The organism is Nostoc sp. DSM 114161, from assembly GCF_052692665.1.
The window spans coordinates 8,460,285-8,479,794 of record NZ_CP195141.1 but is presented as its reverse complement, the minus strand read 5'-3'; the positions used below and the strand labels follow the sequence as shown (position 1 = coordinate 8,479,794).

The window sequence follows — 19,510 nt, the reverse complement described above, 5'->3', positions numbered from 1 at the left end:
TAAATCGCTCTCAATCTTTAATAATTATGTGCGATAATATTATTAGATTTCAATACAATCATTAAAATTTAAAAGACATAAAAATTTATAAGAATTTGAACTTTCTGTGGCTGTGGGTTGAATGCCTAAGTAACGACATTAGGTAAGCGAACCTAATTAATAAATAATCGGTGCAGGTTGGCTGCACCGATCGCTGGTTACGCACAATTTAGTTTTAATTGCACTAAACATTTACCTTACGCTAATGCTGAAGCTTGGGGTTTGGCAAAGATCATGCGTCCTGCTGTAGTTTGCAAAGCACTGGTAACTACTACCCGCAGTTCGCCACCCACATAACTGCTGCCTTCTTCAACGACTACCATTGTGCCGTCATCGAGGTAGCCAATACCTTGGCTGGGTTCTTTGCCTTCTTTGAGAATCTTCAAGTCTAAGTTATCGCCAGGTAAATAACTGGGACGGACGGCGTTCACCAAATCATTGACATTTAAAACAGGTACTTTCTGAACGCTGGCAACTTTAGATAAGTTGTAGTCATTAGTTAGCAATGTACCGCTGATTTCTTGGGCAAAACGGACTAATTTAGCATCAACTGTGGGAATATCTTCGTAGTCAACCGGGTTGATGAGGATGCGATCGGGGTAAGTTTCTTTAATGCGGTTGAGAATTTCTAGTCCTCGCCTTCCCCGCACTCGTTTTTGATCTTTGCTAGCATCGGCTACTTGCTGGAGTTCTTGCAAAACAAACTGCGGTACGAGAATTTGTCCTTCCAAAAACCCTGTTTCTAGTAGCGCTTCAATGCGGCCATCGATAATGCAGCTAGTGTCTAAAACTTTGGTATTGGCAGGTTTTAGCGTCCCTTCCACAACCAAGGATTCTACGGTGTTGGGATTAATGAACCGCAATAAACCGCGTCCGTGGGTATCTGCCAAATTCATGCCAGTGACAGATAGGATAATACTGCCGACAACTGCCACCAGCGGCTTGATAAATCCGAAATCTGCGGGTATCGGTAACAAAAATAACGGCGCTAGCATGAGGTTCGCTAGCAATAGCCCAATCACTAAACCAATGGCACGAGTTAAAATGACTTCTAGAGGCATTTCTTTGACTTGTGCCTCTAAGCGACGATATGTAGTCTGGAAACTCAAGCCGATCGCACCACCAATAATGGCGGCAAAAACAGCAATGATTAAACGTAAAGCTTCAACATTTGTCACCTTGTCTAAGGTGCCATTGGGTAGTAGTTCGATACTGTAGAACCCTATTCCCGATGCTGCCAGAATGAATGAAAAAATAATAATGGCGTCAAGCATGGTTATCTTGTTTTCCTACAACTGTGTTAGCCGATAAAGTAAAGTATTTTTTATTTCATCGGTAATATAGACTAATCAATATTGACTTACACTAAGGGTTTAGGTAAACAATATCTGCAATTATTATAACCAAAGGCTTTTATCTTCATATTTTTCATTGTTTCGTTGTAAAACGATAAAAACTTGTAAAAAAACTAATTATTTTCGCGATCTCTAATTGGCAATTGGATTAACTTATATTCTTTCTTAAAATGAGTCAAAAATTCGATGTTTCTGGAATTGTCAGTTCTGCTTACGTGCATATTCCCTTTTGCAGACGGCGGTGTTTTTATTGTGATTTCGCGGTGTCTGTTGTGGGCGATCGCTTGCGGGGCGAAACATCTGGTACTATCTCCCAATATGTAGACGTGCTATGTGAAGAAATTGGCATCACGCCAGCATTCGGTCAACCCCTAAAGACAATTTTCTTCGGTGGCGGTACTCCCTCGCTGCTATCAATAAAGCAGTTACAACGCATACTCACACAACTAGAACAGCGTTTTGGTATCGCTTCTGGGGTAGAAATTTCAATGGAAATAGACCCAGCGACCTTTGATTTAGAACATTTAGCAGGTTATCGTAGTGCAGGCGTCAACCGCGTTAGTTTGGGCGTACAAGCCTTTAGTCAAGAATTATTGCAACTTGCAGGGCGATCGCACTCGGTCGATGATATTTTTGCAGCTATAGATTTAATCCACCAAGTCGAGATTCCCGAATTTAGCTTAGACTTAATTTCGGGATTGCCGCATCAGTCTTTGGATCGATGGCAGGATTCTTTAAACAAAGCCGTGGCAGCTTCACCCACTCACATATCTATCTACGATCTTACCATCGAACCAGGTACAGCCTTTGGTCGTTACTACAAACCGGGCGACAGTCCTTTACCGACGGATGAAACTACAGTCAAAATGTACGAAATAGCCCAGCAGGTTTTGACTGATGCAGGTTACGAACATTACGAAATTTCTAATTATGCTCAGCCCGGTCATCAGTGTCGCCATAATCGAGTGTATTGGGAAAACCGCCCCTATTATGGTTTTGGCATGGGTGCAGCGAGTTATATTGAGGGAAAACGCTTCACTCGTCCGCGTAAGACTAAAGAATATTACCAATGGGTGCAAAGTGGTGCTGCGATCGATTGTGAAGTGACCCCCCCAAAAGAAGTATTGTTAGAAACATTAATGTTGGGGTTGCGTTTAGCGGAGGGTGTAAATTTGGCAGCATTTGGGCAACAGAAGGTAGAAGAAATTTGTAGATACCTGCGATCGTATTTTGAGAGAGGCTGGGTGGAAATTGTCGGAGAAAGATTGCGTTTGACCGATCCCCAAGGCTTTTTGTTTTCTAATGTAGTTTTAGCAGAGTTATTTGAAAAATTGGGCTAACAAAACACATAGAAGAATAATAACTGTTGACTAAAAAATCAGGATTTATTCTCCCCACCTCCCCACCTCCCCCACTCCTCACTCCCTTTATGCAAAAACATCAAGTTAAAAAAGCTGTAATCCCAGTAGCTGGTTTTGGTACTCGTTTGTTTCCGGCGACGAAAGTTGTTAAAAAAGAACTTTTCCCGATTATCGATGGAGATGGTAGGGCAAAACCTGTGATTTTGGCAATCATTGAAGAAGCGATTAGTGCTGGAATTACCGAAGTAGGAATAGTAGTGCAGCCAGACGATAAAGAAATATTTGAAAATTTATTAAAAAAACCGTCAAAAAAAGAACTTTTTGCCAAACTTTCACCGCAAAATCAAGAATACGGCTTATACTTACAAGATTTGGGAAGCAAAGTTACTCTCTTATTTCAAGAGGAGCAATTAGGCTACGGTCATGCGGTATTTTGTGCTAAGGATTGGATACAAAATGAGCCGTTTCTGTTAATGTTGGGCGACCATATTTATACATCTGATTCAGAAAAATCTTGTGCTAGTCAAGTTTTAGATATTTACCAACGAGTTAATCAAAGTGTTGTTAGTTTAACTACAATGTCGGCAGAAATGCTTTATAAAGCAGGCTGCGTCACAGGAATTTGGCAAGAGCTAAACTCGATTCTCAAGATTACGCAACTGTCTGAAAAACCTACAATTGAATATGCACAAAGGCATTTGCATGTCGAAGGTATGCCAGAAAATGAATTTCTATGTATGTTTGGCTTATATGTCTTGACGCCGAGAATTTTTGATTTTTTAGCAGAACACATTCATCAAAATTTCCGAGAACGAGGTGAATTTCAGCTAACATCCTGTTTAGAAAGATTGCGCCAGGAAGAAGGAATGGCAGGATATGTTGTGAAAGGTAAGTGTTTTGATGTAGGTTTGCCAGATGCTTATCGCCAAACAATGATTGATTTTCCAACTGCTTTCTAAACTCAGAGGCTGTTTGAAAAGTGGTTACATAATATCCGGTTAATTGGCGTTGCTGATTGAAAATATGAATTTAGCTCAGGCAGAGAGAAGTTTGAGCGGCGGCTTCCGCCGTTGGCGTAGCCCGCCGCAGGCATCAAAACTTCTCCTAAGGGAGACGCTGCGCGAACGGTGGGCGCAGAGTCACAGAGAGTAAGAGTTGAGAACATAAGTGGGCGATACTGGATTTGAACCAGTGACCCCATCCGTGTGAAGGATGTGCGCTACCCCTGTGCTAATCGCCCAAGATTTTGGATTATATCATAGTTGTTACAAAAATTTGCGGATTTTATAGTATCAAGAGAATAATTTATCAAATTCACAGAGCGATCGCTCCCTCTCCAACACCTCAATATCGGTTATTGCTCTAGGCACTATAGTCATCAAAGATTCATTTCTTTAGTTTATCTAAAGTCGCATCTCAGTTCTCAAATTACCTTCCTAAGATAGAAACAGCGACCATAAAGTTGCGACAAATAACCCAACTAACAGCTAGTGGCTACGGAGAACACAAAAATGACTCAAGCGCCAGAATCTTTAGGCTTGTCCGTCAACGACGCTACAGACTTAGCTCTAGATCGTGATTGTACAACTTTATCCCGTCACGTCTTACAGCAACTTCAAAGTTTTTCGGCAGATGCACAAGATTTAAGTGCGCTGATGAATCGTATCGCCCTGGCTGGCAAATTAATTGCTCGTCGTATGAGTCGGGCTGGTTTAATGGAAGGCGTTCTCGGATTCACTGGAGAAGTGAATGTGCAAGGTGAGTCCGTCAAAAAAATGGATGTGTATGCCAACGATGTCTTTATCTCAGTATTTAAGCAAAGCGGCTTAGTTTGTCGCCTAGCTTCTGAAGAAATGGAAAAACCCTACTACATCCCAGAAAATTGCCCCATTGGGCGCTATACTCTGCTGTATGACCCAATTGACGGTTCATCCAACACTGATATAAATCTCAGCTTGGGTTCGATTTTCGCCATTCGCCAACAAGAAGGAACTGACAGCGACCAGCAAGCAAGCGACCTCCTGGCCAACGGACGCAAGCAAATTGCTGCCGGATACATCCTATATGGGCCAAGCACAATGCTAGTCTATAGTATAGGTAAGGGCGTGCATTCCTTTGTCCTCGACCCCAGCTTAGGCGAATTTATTCTCACAGAAGAGAATATCCGCATTCCTAACCACGGTGCTGTGTACAGCGTGAATGAGGGTAACTTTTGGCAGTGGGAAGAATCGATTCGAGAATATATCCGGTACGTTCACCGCACAGAAGGCTATACCGCTCGATATAGCGGGGCAATGGTGAGCGATATCCATAGAATTTTAGTTCAAGGCGGGGTATTTCTTTACCCAGGCACCATTCAAAAACCAGAAGGGAAATTGCGTTTGCTCTATGAAACCGCACCTTTAGCCTTTTTGATCGAGCAAGCAGGCGGCCGTGCCACTACAGGGCTAGTTGATATCTTAGACGTAGTACCGAAAAAATTGCATCAGCGCACACCTTTAATTATTGGTAGTAAAGAAGATGTGGCCAAAGTAGAGTCTTTCATTCAAAACGGTCATTAAATGAGGATGAAAAAGCGTCAAGAATCGATTTAGATTTCATTAATTAAAGGTTAATCATGGTGATTTAGGATTGGAAATGCATAGGGAGCAGTTATTGAAAATAAAGTAAGGATTATCTCAGCTGGCCGATGCGATAAGTGATTGGCAACGTCACAATTCAAGAGTCACCATCAACAATCAAGAGTATTTAACACCTAATAACCAACAGATGTTAACTGATAGCTGTTTGAGAAATTGATGGATGCCAACTTCACTAGGAAACATCATACAGGAGTGAAATAAACTAGGTTATGGCAACCAATCATCTACTAGAAATTAAGCAATACGGTCAAAGTATCTGGATGGATAATTTGACCCGTGACATTATTCAATCAGGCGAACTCCGAGACTTAGTTGAAAATCAAGGAATTGCTGGAATAACTTCTAACCCAGCGATTTTTGAAAAAGCGATCGCTGGTAATGTCATTTATGATGCTGATATAGAAGCCGGAGTCCGCGCTGGCTTACCCATAGACAAAATTTACGAATCGCTGATTTTTGCAGATATTCGTAGTGCGTGTGATATTTTACGCCCTGTTTATGAAGCCTCGAATAAACTCGATGGTTATGTGAGTATCGAAGTACCGCCCACCATTGCCCACGATACCCAAGCAACAATAGCCGAAGCTAGACGCTATTTCCAAGAAATTGGCCGGGAAAATTTGATGGTTAAAATTCCCGGTACCGAAGCTGGTTTGCCAGCAGTAGAACAGGCGATCGCCGAAGGCATTAATGTTAACATCACATTGCTGTTTTCTGTAGAAAACTACGTCAATACAGCTTGGGCGTATATTCGCGGTTTAGAAAAACGGGCAAATGAAGGTAAAGACATCAGCAAAATAGCTTCAGTTGCCAGCTTCTTCCTCAGTCGGATCGATAACAACATCGACGCCAAAATAGATGCTAAGTTGAAAAAAGGTGTTGATGATATTGCCGTGGAAGCCAAGCTGAGAGCAGTGAAAGGAAAAGTAGCGATCGCCAACGCTAAGATTGCCTACCAAGAATACAAGAAAATCATCGAAAGCGATCGTTGGCAAGCCTTAGCAGCAAAAGGAGCCAAAGTACAGCGGTTACTGTGGGCTAGTACCAGCACCAAAAACCCCAGCTACAGCGACGTGATGTATGTCGATGAGTTGATTGGCAAAGATACCGTGAACACCCTACCGCCAGCCACTATCAAAGCTTGTGCCGATCATTGTAACGTAGGCGATCGCATAGAAACAGGAATACAAGAAGCTTACAACCTGATCGAAAACCTCAAAGACCCCGACATCAACATCGATCTCGATACCGTAATGGATGAACTCCTAGCTGAAGGTATTGACAAGTTCATCCAACCCTTCCAGTCCTTGATGAACTCTTTAGAAGAAAAAATCAAGGTATTGTCGCCAGTGTAGGGAACAGAAGAGGGGAAAAGGTTAAAGGGTAAAGGGTAAAGGTATAGTTCTTCCCCTTTCCCCCTTCCCCTTTCCCCCTTTCCCTTTCCCCAATCCTAGTACCTAATCTAAAATCCCGAATTCCTATGGTCAGTCTGCTAGAAAATCCCTTGCGCGTTGGCTTGCAACAACAAGGGATGCCCGAACCCCAAATTATAGTTATCTTTGGCGCTTCCGGTGACCTCACCTGGCGCAAACTAGTACCAGCACTTTTCAAATTGCGGCGAGAACGGCGCATTCCACCTGAAACTACCATCGTCGGCGTGGCACGTCGAGAGTGGAGCCACGAATACTTCCGCGAACAGATGCAAAAAGGGATGGAAGAGGCACATGCCGATGTCGATTTGGGGGAACTCTGGCAAGACTTCTCTCAAGGTCTGTTCTACTGTCCTGGCGATATCGACAAGCCCGAAAGTTATCAAAAACTGAAAACTTTATTAACCGAACTAGACGAAAAGCGGGGCACGCGAGGCAATCGGATGTTTTACCTCTCCGTAGCCCCGGCATTCTTCCCCGAAGCAATTAGGCAGCTAGGAACTGCCGGGATGCTAGAAGATCCCTACAAACATCGTTTGGTAATTGAAAAACCCTTTGGTCGTGACTTGGCTTCCGCCCAAAGTCTCAACCAAGTAGTACAAAAATTTTGTAAAGAAAACCAAGTCTATCGTATCGACCACTACTTGGGTAAAGAAACAGTCCAGAATTTGCTGGTATTTCGCTTTGCCAATGCGATTTTTGAACCCTTGTGGAATCGGCAATTTGTTGACCACGTGCAAATTACCGTGGCAGAAACCGTGGGCGTGGAAGACCGCGCTGGTTATTATGAAAGCGCTGGCGCACTCCGGGATATGTTGCAAAACCATTTAATGCAACTTTATTGCCTGACAGCAATGGAAGCACCCAACTCAATGGATGCCGACAGTATCCGTACCGAAAAAGTCAAGGCACTCCAAGCTACCCGTTTAGCTGATGTGCACAATCTCTCGCGTTCCGCAGTGCGCGGGCAATATAGCGCTGGTTGGATGAAAGGTCAACCAGTACCAGGGTATCGTGAAGAACCAGGTGTGAATACCCAATCCACAACACCCACCTATGTCGCCATGAAGTTTTTAGTTGATAACTGGCGCTGGCAGGGTGTACCCTTCTACCTGCGGACTGGTAAGCGGATGCCGAAAAAAGTCAGTGAGATTTCCATCCACTTCCGCGACGTTCCTTCTCGGATGTTTCAATCCGCCGCGCAACAAAGAAACGCCAATATTTTGGCAATGCGGATTCAGCCGAACGAAGGAATTTCCCTGCGCTTTGATGTGAAAATGCCTGGGGCAGAATTCCGCACCCGCTCGGTGGACATGGACTTTAGTTATGGCTCCTTTGGCATCCAAGCAACTTCCGATGCCTACGATCGCCTTTTCCTTGATTGTATGATGGGCGATCAAACATTATTCACCCGCGCTGACGAAGTAGAAGCAGCTTGGCAAGTAGTAACTCCAGCCCTTTCAGTTTGGGATGCACCCACAGACCCAACCTCCATTCCCCAGTACGAAGCCGGTACTTGGGAACCAACAGAAGCAGAATTATTAATTAACCAGGATGGCCGCCGCTGGCGCAGACTGTAAATATTAGTCACTAGTCATTGGTCATTGGTCATTAGTCATTAGTCATTGGTCATTGGTCATTGGTCAAAAAATAAAGGACAAATAACAAATGACAAAGGACAAAGGACAAATAACAAATGACTAATGACAAATCCAGAATCCAAAATCCTTTCATCCAAAATTTCCTATGGCTCCCCAAGCTTCTACTATTTTTTCACTCCAAGCTCCGAAGGATATTTCACTCACAGAAATAGAAGCGGAACTTAATCAAATCTGGCAAAGTTACGGCATCACCGGCGAAGATGGTGGGCTTCCTGCTGCTACTCGCGCCACGACATTTACTTTAGTGGTTTACGAACCAGAAGAAACCCAGTATCTTTTAGCTACTTTAGGTTTTTATAACGGCCCGCTTGATGGAATTTTAGGGCCTCAAATGGAAGCCGCCCTGCGACAAGTACAGATAAAATATTCACTGCCAGAAACCGGCACTGCAACACCTGAAACCTTGGCTCTCTTGAGAGAAGAATTCACCAAACGTCAGGGAAATGGGGCTAACGGGGATAATGGTTCTTCCTATAACTTAAATGCGCCAAGCCCCAGGATAGCCGATGAAATCGCTCTCCGTAACCCCTGCCGGATTATTGCCCTGTTCCCCATTACTGGAGAGGATGAAGGCGTTAAGGCTCAAGTTTCTGCTTATTGTCCCATTCAAAAGCAATCTTCAAGTACGCTGATTTGCTGCGAATACATCACCCTTAGTGGCACCGCTGCTGCCTTGGAACGTGTAGGCGGGATGATTCCAGCATTGTTAATTGGTGGCTTGCCTAAATTTCTTTGGTGGAAGGCAACACCAGACCCGAACAACACTTTATTCAAGCGGCTGGCAGCAGTTTGCAATAACGTGATTGTGGATTCTTGCCGCTTTAACGAGCCAGAAAGCGACTTACTCCACCTCGAAGAATTGGTGGAAACTGGCGTTCCTCTAGCTGACTTGAACTGGCGTCGCCTTTCAGCATGGCAGGAATTGACAGCTGAAGCCTACGACGCACCCCACCGTCGTGCTGCTCTCAAAGAAATCGATAGAGTCACAATTGATTACGAAAAAGGCAACCCAGCACAAGCATTGCTGTTTTTGGGTTGGCTGGCAAGTCGCCTAGAATGGCTGCCAGTTTCCTATCAAAAGGAAAGCGGAGATTACGACATCACTCGTATTGGTTTCCTTGCCAAAGACCAGCGACAAGTAGAAGCCGAGTTAGCTGGAGTTCCAGTTGCTGATGTGGGTGAAATTATTGGTGACTTGACTGCTATCCGCTTGAGTTCCACAAATCTCCAGGCAGACTGCGGTACAGTAATTTGCTCAGAAACTGGTGGTTGTATGCGGATGGAAACACACGGCGGTGCCCAAGCCGCAGGTCTGTTTCAACAAGTGAGTTCGCTCTCAGAACAAAAAGCGGAAGCATTGCTGAGTCAGCAGGTACAACGCTGGGGTCGCGAGTCACTTTTTGAAGAAAGTCTAGGAGTGATAGCGAAAACTTTTAAGACGGGGAGTTAAAAGTACAGACGCGATTAATCGCGTCTGTACAACAGTTAGGAGTTATAATTCATAACTTCTCACTCTTAACTCCTAACTTTTTCATGTCTCTAATCATTGCTGGAGAACGTAGTGGGGTGGGCAAGACAACAGTCACGCTCACCCTTTTAGCATCTTTATGTCGTCGCGATCGCTCTGTACAATCTTTCAAGGTGGGCCCGGATTACATCGATCCCATGTTTCACCAACATGTAACTAATCGTCCTTGTCGAAATCTAGACCCAGTACTAACTTCTGAAGCCTACGTCCAGCAATGTTTTGCCCGTCATAGCCAACTCAGCGAATATGCCCTAGTGGAAGGGGTGATGGGTTTATTTGATGGTATTTCGTCATTGGTCATTAGTCATTTGTCATCTGTAAAAAACAAAGCGCAAAGTCTGAGCGCCGACTTTCAGCCATCGGAACTTTGTAAGACAGGACAAAGGACAAATGACAAAGGACAAATTACTGACTTTGCTAGTACGGCACACATCGCCCAGCTGTTAGATTTACCTGTGGTATTGGCGATCGATTGTAGCCGTTTGTCTGGTTCTGTAGCAGCGATCGCCCACGGCTACCAATCTTTCGATCCCCGGATTAAAATGGCTGGTGTGGTGCTTAATCGAGTGGGTAGCGATCGCCATTTGTCTCTCCTCAAAAACTCCCTAGAATCCCTACAACTACCGATTCTCGGCGTGCTGCGGCGTCAAGATAATATCACAATTCCCGATCGCCATTTGGGTTTAGTACCCACAGCCGAACTTCCCGAACTCGATGCTGTCATCAATCGCCTCGCCGATTTAGGAGATACCTGCTTCGATTGGCAACGTTTGTTACCGTTGTTAAAATCAAAACCTCTTCCTACGTCTCCCCCAGTCCCTACTCCCTACTCCCCAGTCCGGATTGCCATTGCCCGCGATCGGGCTTTTAATTTCTATTACCAAGACAACCTCGATTTGCTGCAACAACTGGGTGCAGAAATAGTTTACTGGAGTCCTCTAGTAGATACTGAACTACCAAAAGATATCCACGGAATGTATTTTGGCGGTGGTTTTCCAGAAGTTTTTGCCCAGCAACTAGCAGAAAATATCAGCGCCCGTGATGCGGTGAAAACAGCAATTTTTCAAGGAATGCCGACGATTGCTGAGTGTGGGGGATTGATGTATTTGTGCGAGCAAATTATCGATTTTGAAGGTAAATCTTGGTCGATGGCGGGAGTTTTACCAACATCTGCCATGATGGGTGGACGTTTAACTTTAGGATATCGTCGTGCTGTAGCTTTGCAAGATAATCTGTTAGTGAAGGCAGGCCAAACTGTTTACGGACATGAGTTTCATCGTTCCCGCTTAAGCTCAACTCCCAGTCAGCCCCTGTTTGAAACTTATCGTTATGATTGTGATGAAAATATGGGATATGAAGGATGGAGTTTGCCAAATGTTCATGCTTCTTATATTCATTTGCATTGGGGAGAAAGTGTAGAAATTCCGCAGCAGTTTCTTAAAGAATGTCTTAAATTTACATTTCCAAAAGTGCAGGATTAACACATTTAAAAATAAAAAATCAAGTTTAAATAAATCAGAAATATTCAATTATTTAAATTATATTAACGTGAGTTCGACGGCTCTAAAAACCCCTCTCCAAACCTCTCCCCCAGAGAGAGAGAGGCTTTAAAACCCTAATTTTTTCGTTGGAAACTAAAAATATTTCTGCGCCTCTCCGCCTCGGAGAGGGGTTGGGGAGAGATTTATCGAACTCAGGTTATATTAATTGAAATAAGTTATAGCATTTGTGGTTCTATAGCAGTCCTAAATCATTTGTGAAAATTATATATCTCTTTCTTTTTTCTTACCTTTGCGTCCTTGGCGTTCTTGGCGGTTCGTTTCCCGATCCATATTTTTCACGACTCATTTAGGATTGCTATAGTGAAGTACAAGGTAGGGGCGCAAAGCTTTGCGTCCTTACAAATTTCTGTACCTCATTTGGTTAGGAACGGCTATATTCGTAAGGGCACAACATTGTTGTGCCCCTACTCAAGTGTCACATTCTTTTTCCAAATTAGTATTACATTTCCATTAACTCTACTACCTGCTTTTGCATCAAACTGCATTGCAATTTCTACTAATCTATACTGATTTAGTGATGAGCAAGGAATTTCGTTGATAAACTTGAATAAACGATTAACTTGGTAAAGAAGTCACATTCATATCGTCATTTAATCTGCGAATCAGCCGCGATAACTCACGAATAATATTCACCGCAATATCTGGAGTTTCTTCAATGGCATCATATAATTGCTCTTGCGTCAGCTCTAGAAATTCGCAAGGTTCTAGAGTCGTGGCGCTGGCGGAACGGGGTTGAGTATCAAATACTGCCATCTCACCGAAGTATTTTCCCTGTTCTACCTCTGCCAGCTGTTTGTTGCCAATATGGACTCTAACACGGCCTGACACAACAATGTAGAGCGATCGCCCTTCTTCTCCTTGCCTAAAAATCGTGTAATTAGCTGGAAATGATAGTTCATTCATCACTGAAGTCAGCCGCACAATAAAATCGTCCCGCAATTCCTTAAAAATTGGGACTCGCCGGACAAATAATAGACGGTCAACACTAGTTAGCATAATTACAAGTTGAAAATAAGAATTCAGAATTCAGAATTCAGAATTCAGGAATTAGAGCAAGGAAACGGGAGATTTAGACCCGCCACTAATTGTAGTCCACCAAATTGAAAATTTGGTGTGGTGCTTGAGCAGTTATTCATTGAAAGCTACGGGAGACTCCACAAAGCAAGTGGTTGGAGTTTTTTATTTGTGACTTCTGACTCTTGAATTATTTATTGTTAAAAAAAATTAAACATTACTAATACCATTGACAAAAATCTTTGCAATCCAATAATTGACATAAGGGCGTACAGCTGTATTCCCCTATCAACGCATTTGCAAGCAGAATTTCCTTTGAGACTTCCACGACTAAAGTTGCAAAGCTTCTTCTGATTCTGAATTCTGAATTCTGACTTCTGACTTCTGACTCCTGAATTCTCTTTTAATCACTTTAATTTATCATTTTAAAAAACAAGAGTATTTGCTCTTATCCGGTCAAAGGTCATAATATTGACTGCATGAACTCCCAAGGTACCTTGCTGAGAAAAAAATCACCAATTTGATTGGAGGCGTAGTTTACCACTGTAGGCATCGCTTCTAAAAATTGGGCAATTGGCTGCTGACTGGCGAACTTCTATTAGTTGTCGCTAGGAAGGACAGCCAAAAAATATCCTACGCTGCCATCACACCGAAAAGCAGAGTCAGGATTTTAGGACAAACAGCATTGAATTATTGTGAGTGATGACGATGAGTTGGCTAATCAGTACGGTACTTATTGGGATATCTGTAGCTTTTGCAACTACCTTTGACGACAATTTATATTTGACGGCTTTCTTTGGAAAAGTCAATCGCACTTTTCGTCCCAAGCATATTGTTATCGGCGAATTTGTGGGATTCACTGTATTAGTGCTTGCTAGCCTCCCTGGTTTCTTCGGTGGTTTGATTATTCCTAGTTCCTGGATTGGTTTACTAGGTTTCCTTCCCATCGCTATTGGTATCAGTAATTTCATGAGTCGAGAAGACGACGGAGAGACAGTGCAAGATGTGTCAATAAACTTGCCCTCTCCTAGCAAATCTGGACGCCAGAAAAAATCATTATTGGCAATTATCCGCGATCCGCAAACCTACCGTGTTTCAGCAGTTACCATTGCCAATGGTGGAAACAACATTGGGATATATGTACCGTTGTTCGCTAGTAGCAATCTTCCAAGTTTGAGCGTAATTTTGTGTGTTTGTTATTTGACTGTTGGCGCGTGGTGCTTGTTGTCTTACAAGCTGACCCGTAATCCTCTCATGACGCCTGTTTTAGCTCGGTATGGTCGAAAAATCTGTCCGTTTGTCTTAATTTGGCTGGGATTGTCTATTTTGATTAAAAGCGAAAGCTATCGACTCTTACCTAGTTTGGCAATGCTTGGCAGTTAGTTATGAAGCGATCGCCACATTAGTCATAGCATTTTGGGTTGGGATCGGTTTCTAAATCTAGTAGTCTGTCAAATCAACTTTGCATTAAAAATTCTCCGCGTCCCCCCATCCACGCTTCCCAAACCAAACGTTTTTTAATCACTTGAATTTATCTTTTTGAATCAAAAAAATATTTGCTCTTATCAATCAACTTATCTAAAGTGAAACTAAAGCACATTATTGATGGCTCTTACAAAAGCAAATCTGACACCGCAAATTATCCAGGAAGCAAACGATGAATAAACCAAATTCTAAAAAATTAACTCAGTGGCTCGTAACTGCCCTATTTGTAGTAGTTGTAGCAACATTTTCACTACTCGATCAACCCAGTGCTAAAGCCCAAACAACAGCACCATCAGAACCAGCTTTAGAATCAACTCCAGTAATATCTCCAGCTGCATCACCAGTATTGGAACCAACTCCAGTAATACCCCCAGTTGCAGTACCAGTAGAATCTGTAGCAGCCAACGTTCAACGTTTACTAGCAACCAAAGAATGTGTAGCATGTAATTTGGCTGGTGCAGTTCTCAAAGATGCAAACCTGCAAGCAGCAAATTTGCAAGGTGCGAACTTACAAAAAGCAGATTTTGAAAGAGCCAACTTACAGCAAACAAACTTACAAGGAGCCAACTTGCAAGGAGCAGATTTAGGCAAGGCGAACATTGCAGGAGCAAACTTAGCAGGAGCCAACCTATTTGATGCAGACTTAGAAAAGGCTAGCTTCTTGGGAGCGAATTTACAAGCGGCAAACTTGCAAGGCGCAGACTTGGAAAAGACAAACCTCACAAATGCAAACATCCAAGGAGCAAATCTGATGGGAGTTGATTTAGAAGACGCCATCAGACCCGAAGGATTTATTGCTCAGTAGTGCAAAATAAATTCTAGCTGCCACTACCATTAAACAAGTCTAAATAATCGCAAATCCCCTCAGTAAAAACTGAGGGGATTATTGCTTTGGCTCATCCACGTAATACTATGTGAATTCGACCGCGGACATCGATCTGTTGTGAGATTATAGAAAATTGTTATAAATAGCCATTGGCGAGTATCAAAGGCTCATTCACGAATATTAAAGGCTCTATCAAAGACTCGTGAATGAGTATCAAAGACTCCTGGACGAGTATCAAAGACTCGTGGGCGAGTATCAAAGACTCGTGGACGAGTATCAAAGACTCGTGAGCGAGTATCAAAGACTCGTGGACGAGTATCAAAGACTCGTGGGCGAGTATCAAAGACTCATTCACGAGTATCAAAGACTCGTGGACGAGTATCAAAGACTCGTGGGCGAGTATCAAAGACTCGTGAGCGAGTATCAAAGACTCATTCACGAGTATCAAAGACTCGTGAGCGAGTATCAAAGACTCGTGGACGAGTATTAAAGACTCATATCATATCTGCTGAATTGCTCATAATAAAAGAACATCTTATTAAGGGAGGGGCTGGGGAAGAGATTACGCTTCGATAACAAGTAATTTGCCGCACGTGATATCATCACCAATGCCCTATGCCCAATCCTGAAATCCCAATTCCCAATATAAAATGTTCTGGAAATGGAGCTTTAGAGTATTTATCATATTCCTGGGGTTATGGCTACTCCTGGATTTAGCCTCCCGCGTGGGAGCAGAAATTTTTTGGTTTCAAGAAGTCGGCTACCTGCAAGCATTTCTAGTCAGGTTATTGACTCGTGGTATTTTGTGGGTAGTGGTAGCTAGTGCCAGTGCAGCCTATCTGCTGGTAAACCTTGCTTTCGCACAACGGTTGAAGTATCCCCGGTCTTTGAAGATTCAGGAAGTTGAAGTAGAAAGGGAATTCCAAAACTTTCTCAGTGTTGATTATGCAAGACGCGATCGCATTTCGACACCCCAAACCCAAGGCTTAAAACCATTAAAATTACGCTGGCTGCTACCGTTAGTTTTAATACTGAGCTTGTTGACAGGGTTAATGGTAGCTCACTACGGTCAAATTGCTATTTATTACTGGCATTCTCCAGTGGATAACGCTAGTTTACCGATTCCCGCCTCATTTCGGCCGGAGAAAATCTGGCAACTCTCAAACCAGATTGTTTCTCAAATTTGGCATCTTGGCTTAATTGTGGGGGGAGCGATCGCTATTTTAATTTTTCCTGGTTTTTTACTCACAGCGATCGCAATTGTCTTTAGTGCAATTTTTGGCTTAATACTATTCCAAAACTGGGCAAAAGTACTGCTATATTTCCATCCTACTCCTTTCAACAGCACTGAGCCTTTATTTGGTCGCGATATCAGCTTCTACATATTTTCCTTACCGTTTTGGCAACTGTTGGAACTCTGGCTGATGGGATTATTTTTGTATGGCTTTGTCGCCGTCGCCTTGACTTATCTTCTGTCGGCTGACAGTTTAAGTCAGGGAATTTTCCCTGGTTTTACCCAACAGCAGCAGCGTCATTTATCCGGTATGGGTGGCTTGTTGATGCTCTTGGTAGCTTTGAGTTACTGGTTGAGCCGCTATGAACTGGTGTATTCGAGCCGTGGAGTCAGTTATGGTGCCAGCTACACCGATGTTACAACCCAGTTGCCAGCTTACACGGTTTTATGTGTCGTGGCTGTTGGCATCGCCTTTTACTTACTTTGGCGAACTTTGTTCTGGAAACCGAAATCTCAGTATCGCCGCTTGGTGCTTTACGGATTGGGCATTTATTTGGTACTAGTTCCAACAGCTGACGTTGTTCTGCCTAATGTAGTGCAATATTTAATCGTAGAACCTAATGAATTGCAAAGAGAGCAACCCTACATTCAGCGTACCATTGCCTTAACTCGCCAAGCATTTGATTTAGAGGCGATCGATGCTAAAACTTTCAACCCCCAAGGAACATTAACTGAAGCTGATATTCAAAAAAATAAACTGACAATTCGCAATATCCGCCTTTGGGATGAGCGACCATTGTTAGAAACCAACCGTCAGCTACAACAAATTCGCCCATACTATCGGTTCCCCGACGCAGATATCGATCGCTATACTTTGAAAACAGAGGTAAATTCAGACCGACCATCTGCCCCCGAACCAACTCCAAAACAGCAAGTAATTAAAGCGGCAGAACGCCGTCAGGTATTAATTGCTGCACGAGAATTAGACTACACAGCCGTACCACAGCAGGCTCAAACCTGGGTTAACCGCCATCTAATTTATACCCACGGTTTTGGGTTTACTGTTAGCCCAGTGAATACAGTGGGAGCGGGTGGACTACCAGAATATTTTGTCAAAGATATTAGTGGCGATAGTAGCGCCCTGACAACTTCCAGTCAAGGCATTCGTGAAAGTATTCCTATTGGAGAACCCCGAATTTATTATGGGGAAATTACTAATAACTATGTAATGACTGGCACAAGAGTTAGAGAATTAGACTATCCCAGTGGTAGCGACAATGTTTATACCTCCTACGATGGACAGGGTGGCGTTAAAATTGGTTCGGTATGGCGTCGCTGGCTATTTGCCATGTATTTGAAAGATTGGCAGATGGTCTTGACACGGGACTTTTTGCCAGATACCAAAGTGTTATTGCGGCGGAATATCAGGCAAAGAATTCAGGCGATCGCACCTTTTTTGCAATTTGACAGCGACCCTTATTTAGTCAGTGCTGATGCAAATCGTAACAATACCAATCCAGACTACCCAAATGGTAAAAGTTACCTTTACTGGATTGTGGATGCCTATACAACAAGCGATCGCTATCCTTACTCAGACACGGCGAATGAGGGTATTAATTATATCCGTAACTCTGTAAAGGTAGTAGTTGATGCCTACCACGGCATCGTTAACTTTTATATTGCCGATGGAAGCGATCCGATTGTGGCCAGTTGGTCGAGGATATTTCCCAACACCTTCAAACCGCTCAGCGCCATGCCCATTACTCTCCGCAATCATATCCGCTATCCTGAGGACTTGTTCAAAATTCAATCTGAGCGGTTGATGGCCTACCACATGACCGATCCCCAGGTATTTTACAACCGCGAAGACCAGTGGCAGATTCCTAACGAAATTTATGGTAGCGAACCCCGTCCGGTAGAACCGTACTATTTGATTACTGGTCTACCTAATGTAACTTTTGAAGAATTTATTTTGTTTGTGCCCTACACTCCCAAACAGCGGACTAATTTAATTGCTTGGTTGGCAGCGCGATCGGATAGCGTGAATTACGGTAAGTTATTGTTGTATATCTTTCCTAAAGAAAGACTAATCTACGGCCCAGAGCAAATTGAGGCGCGAATTAACCAAGACCCAGTAATTTCGCAGCAAATTTCCCTGTGGAATCGCCAAGGTTCGAGAGCCATTCAAGGAAATTTATTAGTAATTCCCATTGAGCAATCGCTGTTGTACGTCGAGCCAATTTATCTAGAAGCCACACAAAATAGCTTGCCAACTTTGGTACGAGTAGTTGTAGCTTACGAAAACCGAATTGTCATGGCACAAACATTAGAACAAGCATTACAAGGAATCTTTCAACCAGAAGTCACGCCGGCTGCTCCTATTATCCGTCCAGTGGAAGAAGGAAGCCCCCAGTGAAGAGGAACTGGGGAATGGGGACTGACAAGTAATTCCCCTTGTCTCCCCATCTCCCCATCTCCCCATCTCCCCATCTCCCCATCTCCCTCACGAGGTTACTGCTTGTACCAACTTTTCCGCCATTGCTGCATTTGTTTAATTTCAGTATCTTGTGCTTTGATAATTTCTTGAGCTAATTGCTTGATTTCGGGGCGTTTAGACTTTGTTAAAGCGTCTTGTGCCATTTTTACAGCCCCTTCATGGTGAGGAATCATCGCATTAATAAAGCGCAGATCGAATTTAGCATCAGCCGCACCTAAGTCCTGACTCATCATCATCGCTTCCATTTGCTCAGGTGACATCTCCATCATGTGGCCCATTTGACTGTGATAAGCCATTGGTTTATTTCCCGCGCTGGGATACCAAGCTTTTCGCCACTGCTTCATCTGGGTAATTTCTTGATTTTGCGATTTGATAATATTGTCAGCTAGTTTTTTGATTTCAGGGCGTTTGGATTTTTGCTGTGCTTCTTTGGCCATTTCCAAAGCCCCTTGATGGTGCGGTATCATCGCATCAATAAACCGTAAATCAAAGTCAGCATCGGCTGGGCCTAAATCCATTCCCATGCTGTGATTCATGTGATTGTCGCTAGCATTGGTAGGAGTTGGGTTTGGGGTTTGCGTTGAGTTCTGGGAAGCAGCATTGGAACAGGCTGTGAGTAATCCACTCGCTGAAGCGATCGCCACAAAGCTTAACGCTAAAAAACCCTTCCTCAAAGATAGCAGTTGCATAAGTTTTATCTAACAGTTTCCTAATTCTATATTTACTTCCTAATTTCGCAACCAGAAATGAAATTAGGATGAAATCTCTTGATAAGAAAGAATTCTGTAATCAGAATAAATTTTATCTAATACCAATATAATCCGACAAATAGACCATTTGTAGAGACGCGATGAATCGCGTCTTAACCCAACAATG

Annotated in this window: 14 protein-coding genes and 1 tRNA gene; 10 read left to right on the top strand and 5 right to left on the bottom strand. The window is 43.2% G+C overall.

Annotation, left to right across the window (positions count from 1 at the left end):
* Positions 1-236 precede the first annotated feature (236 nt).
* The gene (locus tag NSTC745_RS35495) at positions 237-1,313 is read right to left on the bottom strand and encodes a PIN/TRAM domain-containing protein (protein WP_096537325.1); all 1,077 of its coding nucleotides are present in this window, start codon (positions 1,311-1,313) and stop codon (positions 237-239) included.
* A gap of 251 nt (positions 1,314-1,564) precedes the next feature.
* On the opposite strand from NSTC745_RS35495, the gene hemW reads away from it, so the two are divergent.
* Together hemW and NSTC745_RS35485 are read left to right on the top strand one after the other, a co-directional pair.
* Positions 1,565-2,734 carry a radical SAM family heme chaperone HemW gene (gene hemW / locus NSTC745_RS35490; protein WP_445635214.1) on the top strand — a complete coding sequence of 390 codons (1,170 nt, stop codon included), beginning with the start codon at positions 1,565-1,567 and terminating at the stop codon, positions 2,732-2,734.
* An 89-nt stretch (positions 2,735-2,823) separates the two neighbouring features.
* Entirely contained in the window at positions 2,824-3,714 is an 891-nt protein-coding gene (locus tag NSTC745_RS35485) for a sugar phosphate nucleotidyltransferase (RefSeq protein WP_445638767.1), read from the top strand.
* A 209-nt stretch (positions 3,715-3,923) separates the two neighbouring features.
* Here NSTC745_RS35485 and NSTC745_RS35480 read toward each other — a convergent pair.
* Positions 3,924-3,995 (bottom strand) — tRNA-Val (locus NSTC745_RS35480).
* 271 nt (positions 3,996-4,266) lie between these two features.
* Between NSTC745_RS35480 and fbp the strand changes: the two genes are divergently transcribed.
* The 5 genes from fbp to NSTC745_RS35455 all read left to right on the top strand — a co-directional run bounded on the left by fbp (position 4,267) and on the right by NSTC745_RS35455 (position 11,497).
* On the top strand, positions 4,267-5,316 hold the full coding sequence (gene fbp, locus NSTC745_RS35475; protein ID WP_445635213.1) for a class 1 fructose-bisphosphatase: 1,050 nt from the start codon (positions 4,267-4,269) through the stop codon (positions 5,314-5,316).
* Positions 5,317-5,606: 290 nt separating this feature from the next.
* Positions 5,607-6,752 (top strand): transaldolase, encoded by a 1,146-nt coding sequence (gene tal / locus NSTC745_RS35470; RefSeq protein ID WP_445635212.1) that lies wholly within the window; start codon positions 5,607-5,609, stop codon positions 6,750-6,752.
* Positions 6,753-6,877: 125 nt separating this feature from the next.
* A complete protein-coding gene (gene zwf / locus NSTC745_RS35465; RefSeq protein WP_445635211.1) occupies positions 6,878-8,407 on the top strand; it encodes a glucose-6-phosphate dehydrogenase in 1,530 nt (509 codons plus the stop codon).
* 166 nt (positions 8,408-8,573) lie between these two features.
* A complete protein-coding gene (opcA, locus tag NSTC745_RS35460) occupies positions 8,574-9,938 on the top strand; it encodes a glucose-6-phosphate dehydrogenase assembly protein OpcA (protein ID WP_445635210.1) in 1,365 nt (454 codons plus the stop codon).
* A gap of 83 nt (positions 9,939-10,021) precedes the next feature.
* Positions 10,022-11,497, top strand: coding sequence for a cobyrinate a,c-diamide synthase (locus NSTC745_RS35455; RefSeq protein ID WP_445635209.1), 1,476 nt, complete (start codon positions 10,022-10,024; stop codon positions 11,495-11,497).
* A 636-nt stretch (positions 11,498-12,133) separates the two neighbouring features.
* On the opposite strand, the gene NSTC745_RS35450 is transcribed toward NSTC745_RS35455, so the two are convergent.
* Positions 12,134-12,574, bottom strand: coding sequence for a Crp/Fnr family transcriptional regulator (locus tag NSTC745_RS35450; RefSeq protein WP_096537316.1), 441 nt, complete (start codon positions 12,572-12,574; stop codon positions 12,134-12,136).
* 726 nt (positions 12,575-13,300) lie between these two features.
* On the opposite strand from NSTC745_RS35450, the gene NSTC745_RS35445 reads away from it, so the two are divergent.
* Both NSTC745_RS35445 and NSTC745_RS35440 read left to right on the top strand, forming a co-directional pair.
* Entirely contained in the window at positions 13,301-13,975 is a 675-nt protein-coding gene (locus NSTC745_RS35445; protein WP_445635208.1) for a cadmium resistance transporter, read from the top strand.
* A gap of 274 nt (positions 13,976-14,249) precedes the next feature.
* Positions 14,250-14,882: a pentapeptide repeat-containing protein gene (locus tag NSTC745_RS35440; RefSeq protein ID WP_445635207.1), complete on the top strand. Its 633-nt coding sequence runs from the start codon at positions 14,250-14,252 to the stop codon at positions 14,880-14,882.
* Between the two features lie 157 nt (positions 14,883-15,039).
* Here the strand turns inward: NSTC745_RS35440 and NSTC745_RS35435 are convergent, their stop codons facing one another.
* Entirely contained in the window at positions 15,040-15,372 is a 333-nt protein-coding gene (locus NSTC745_RS35435; protein WP_445635206.1) for a hypothetical protein, read from the bottom strand.
* Between the two features lie 181 nt (positions 15,373-15,553).
* Between NSTC745_RS35435 and NSTC745_RS35430 the strand changes: the two genes are divergently transcribed.
* Complete coding sequence (locus tag NSTC745_RS35430; protein WP_445635205.1) at positions 15,554-18,553, top strand: UPF0182 family protein; 3,000 nt, start codon at positions 15,554-15,556, stop codon at positions 18,551-18,553.
* Positions 18,554-18,648: 95 nt separating this feature from the next.
* Here the strand turns inward: NSTC745_RS35430 and NSTC745_RS35425 are convergent, their stop codons facing one another.
* A complete protein-coding gene (locus NSTC745_RS35425; protein WP_445635204.1) occupies positions 18,649-19,323 on the bottom strand; it encodes a DUF305 domain-containing protein in 675 nt (224 codons plus the stop codon).
* Between the last annotated feature and the right edge of the window lie 187 nt (positions 19,324-19,510).

Excerpts from the sequence above, each read along its gene's own strand:
- opcA (WP_445635210.1), top strand. The coding sequence starts at position 8,574 with ATGGCTCCCCAAGCTTCTACTATTTTTTCACTCCAAGCTCCGAAGGAT.
- fbp (WP_445635213.1), top strand. The coding sequence starts at position 4,267 with ATGACTCAAGCGCCAGAATCTTTAGGCTTGTCCGTCAACGACGCTACA.
- NSTC745_RS35430 (WP_445635205.1), top strand. The coding sequence starts at position 15,554 with ATGTTCTGGAAATGGAGCTTTAGAGTATTTATCATATTCCTGGGGTTA.
- NSTC745_RS35495 (WP_096537325.1), bottom strand. The coding sequence starts at position 1,313 with ATGCTTGACGCCATTATTATTTTTTCATTCATTCTGGCAGCATCGGGA.
- NSTC745_RS35450 (WP_096537316.1), bottom strand. The coding sequence starts at position 12,574 with ATGCTAACTAGTGTTGACCGTCTATTATTTGTCCGGCGAGTCCCAATT.
- NSTC745_RS35425 (WP_445635204.1), bottom strand. The coding sequence starts at position 19,323 with ATGCAACTGCTATCTTTGAGGAAGGGTTTTTTAGCGTTAAGCTTTGTG.
- hemW (WP_445635214.1), top strand. The coding sequence starts at position 1,565 with ATGAGTCAAAAATTCGATGTTTCTGGAATTGTCAGTTCTGCTTACGTG.
- NSTC745_RS35455 (WP_445635209.1), top strand. The coding sequence starts at position 10,022 with ATGTCTCTAATCATTGCTGGAGAACGTAGTGGGGTGGGCAAGACAACA.
- NSTC745_RS35485 (WP_445638767.1), top strand. The coding sequence starts at position 2,824 with ATGCAAAAACATCAAGTTAAAAAAGCTGTAATCCCAGTAGCTGGTTTT.
- NSTC745_RS35445 (WP_445635208.1), top strand. The coding sequence starts at position 13,301 with ATGAGTTGGCTAATCAGTACGGTACTTATTGGGATATCTGTAGCTTTT.
- tal (WP_445635212.1), top strand. The coding sequence starts at position 5,607 with ATGGCAACCAATCATCTACTAGAAATTAAGCAATACGGTCAAAGTATC.
- NSTC745_RS35440 (WP_445635207.1), top strand. The coding sequence starts at position 14,250 with ATGAATAAACCAAATTCTAAAAAATTAACTCAGTGGCTCGTAACTGCC.
- zwf (WP_445635211.1), top strand. The coding sequence starts at position 6,878 with ATGGTCAGTCTGCTAGAAAATCCCTTGCGCGTTGGCTTGCAACAACAA.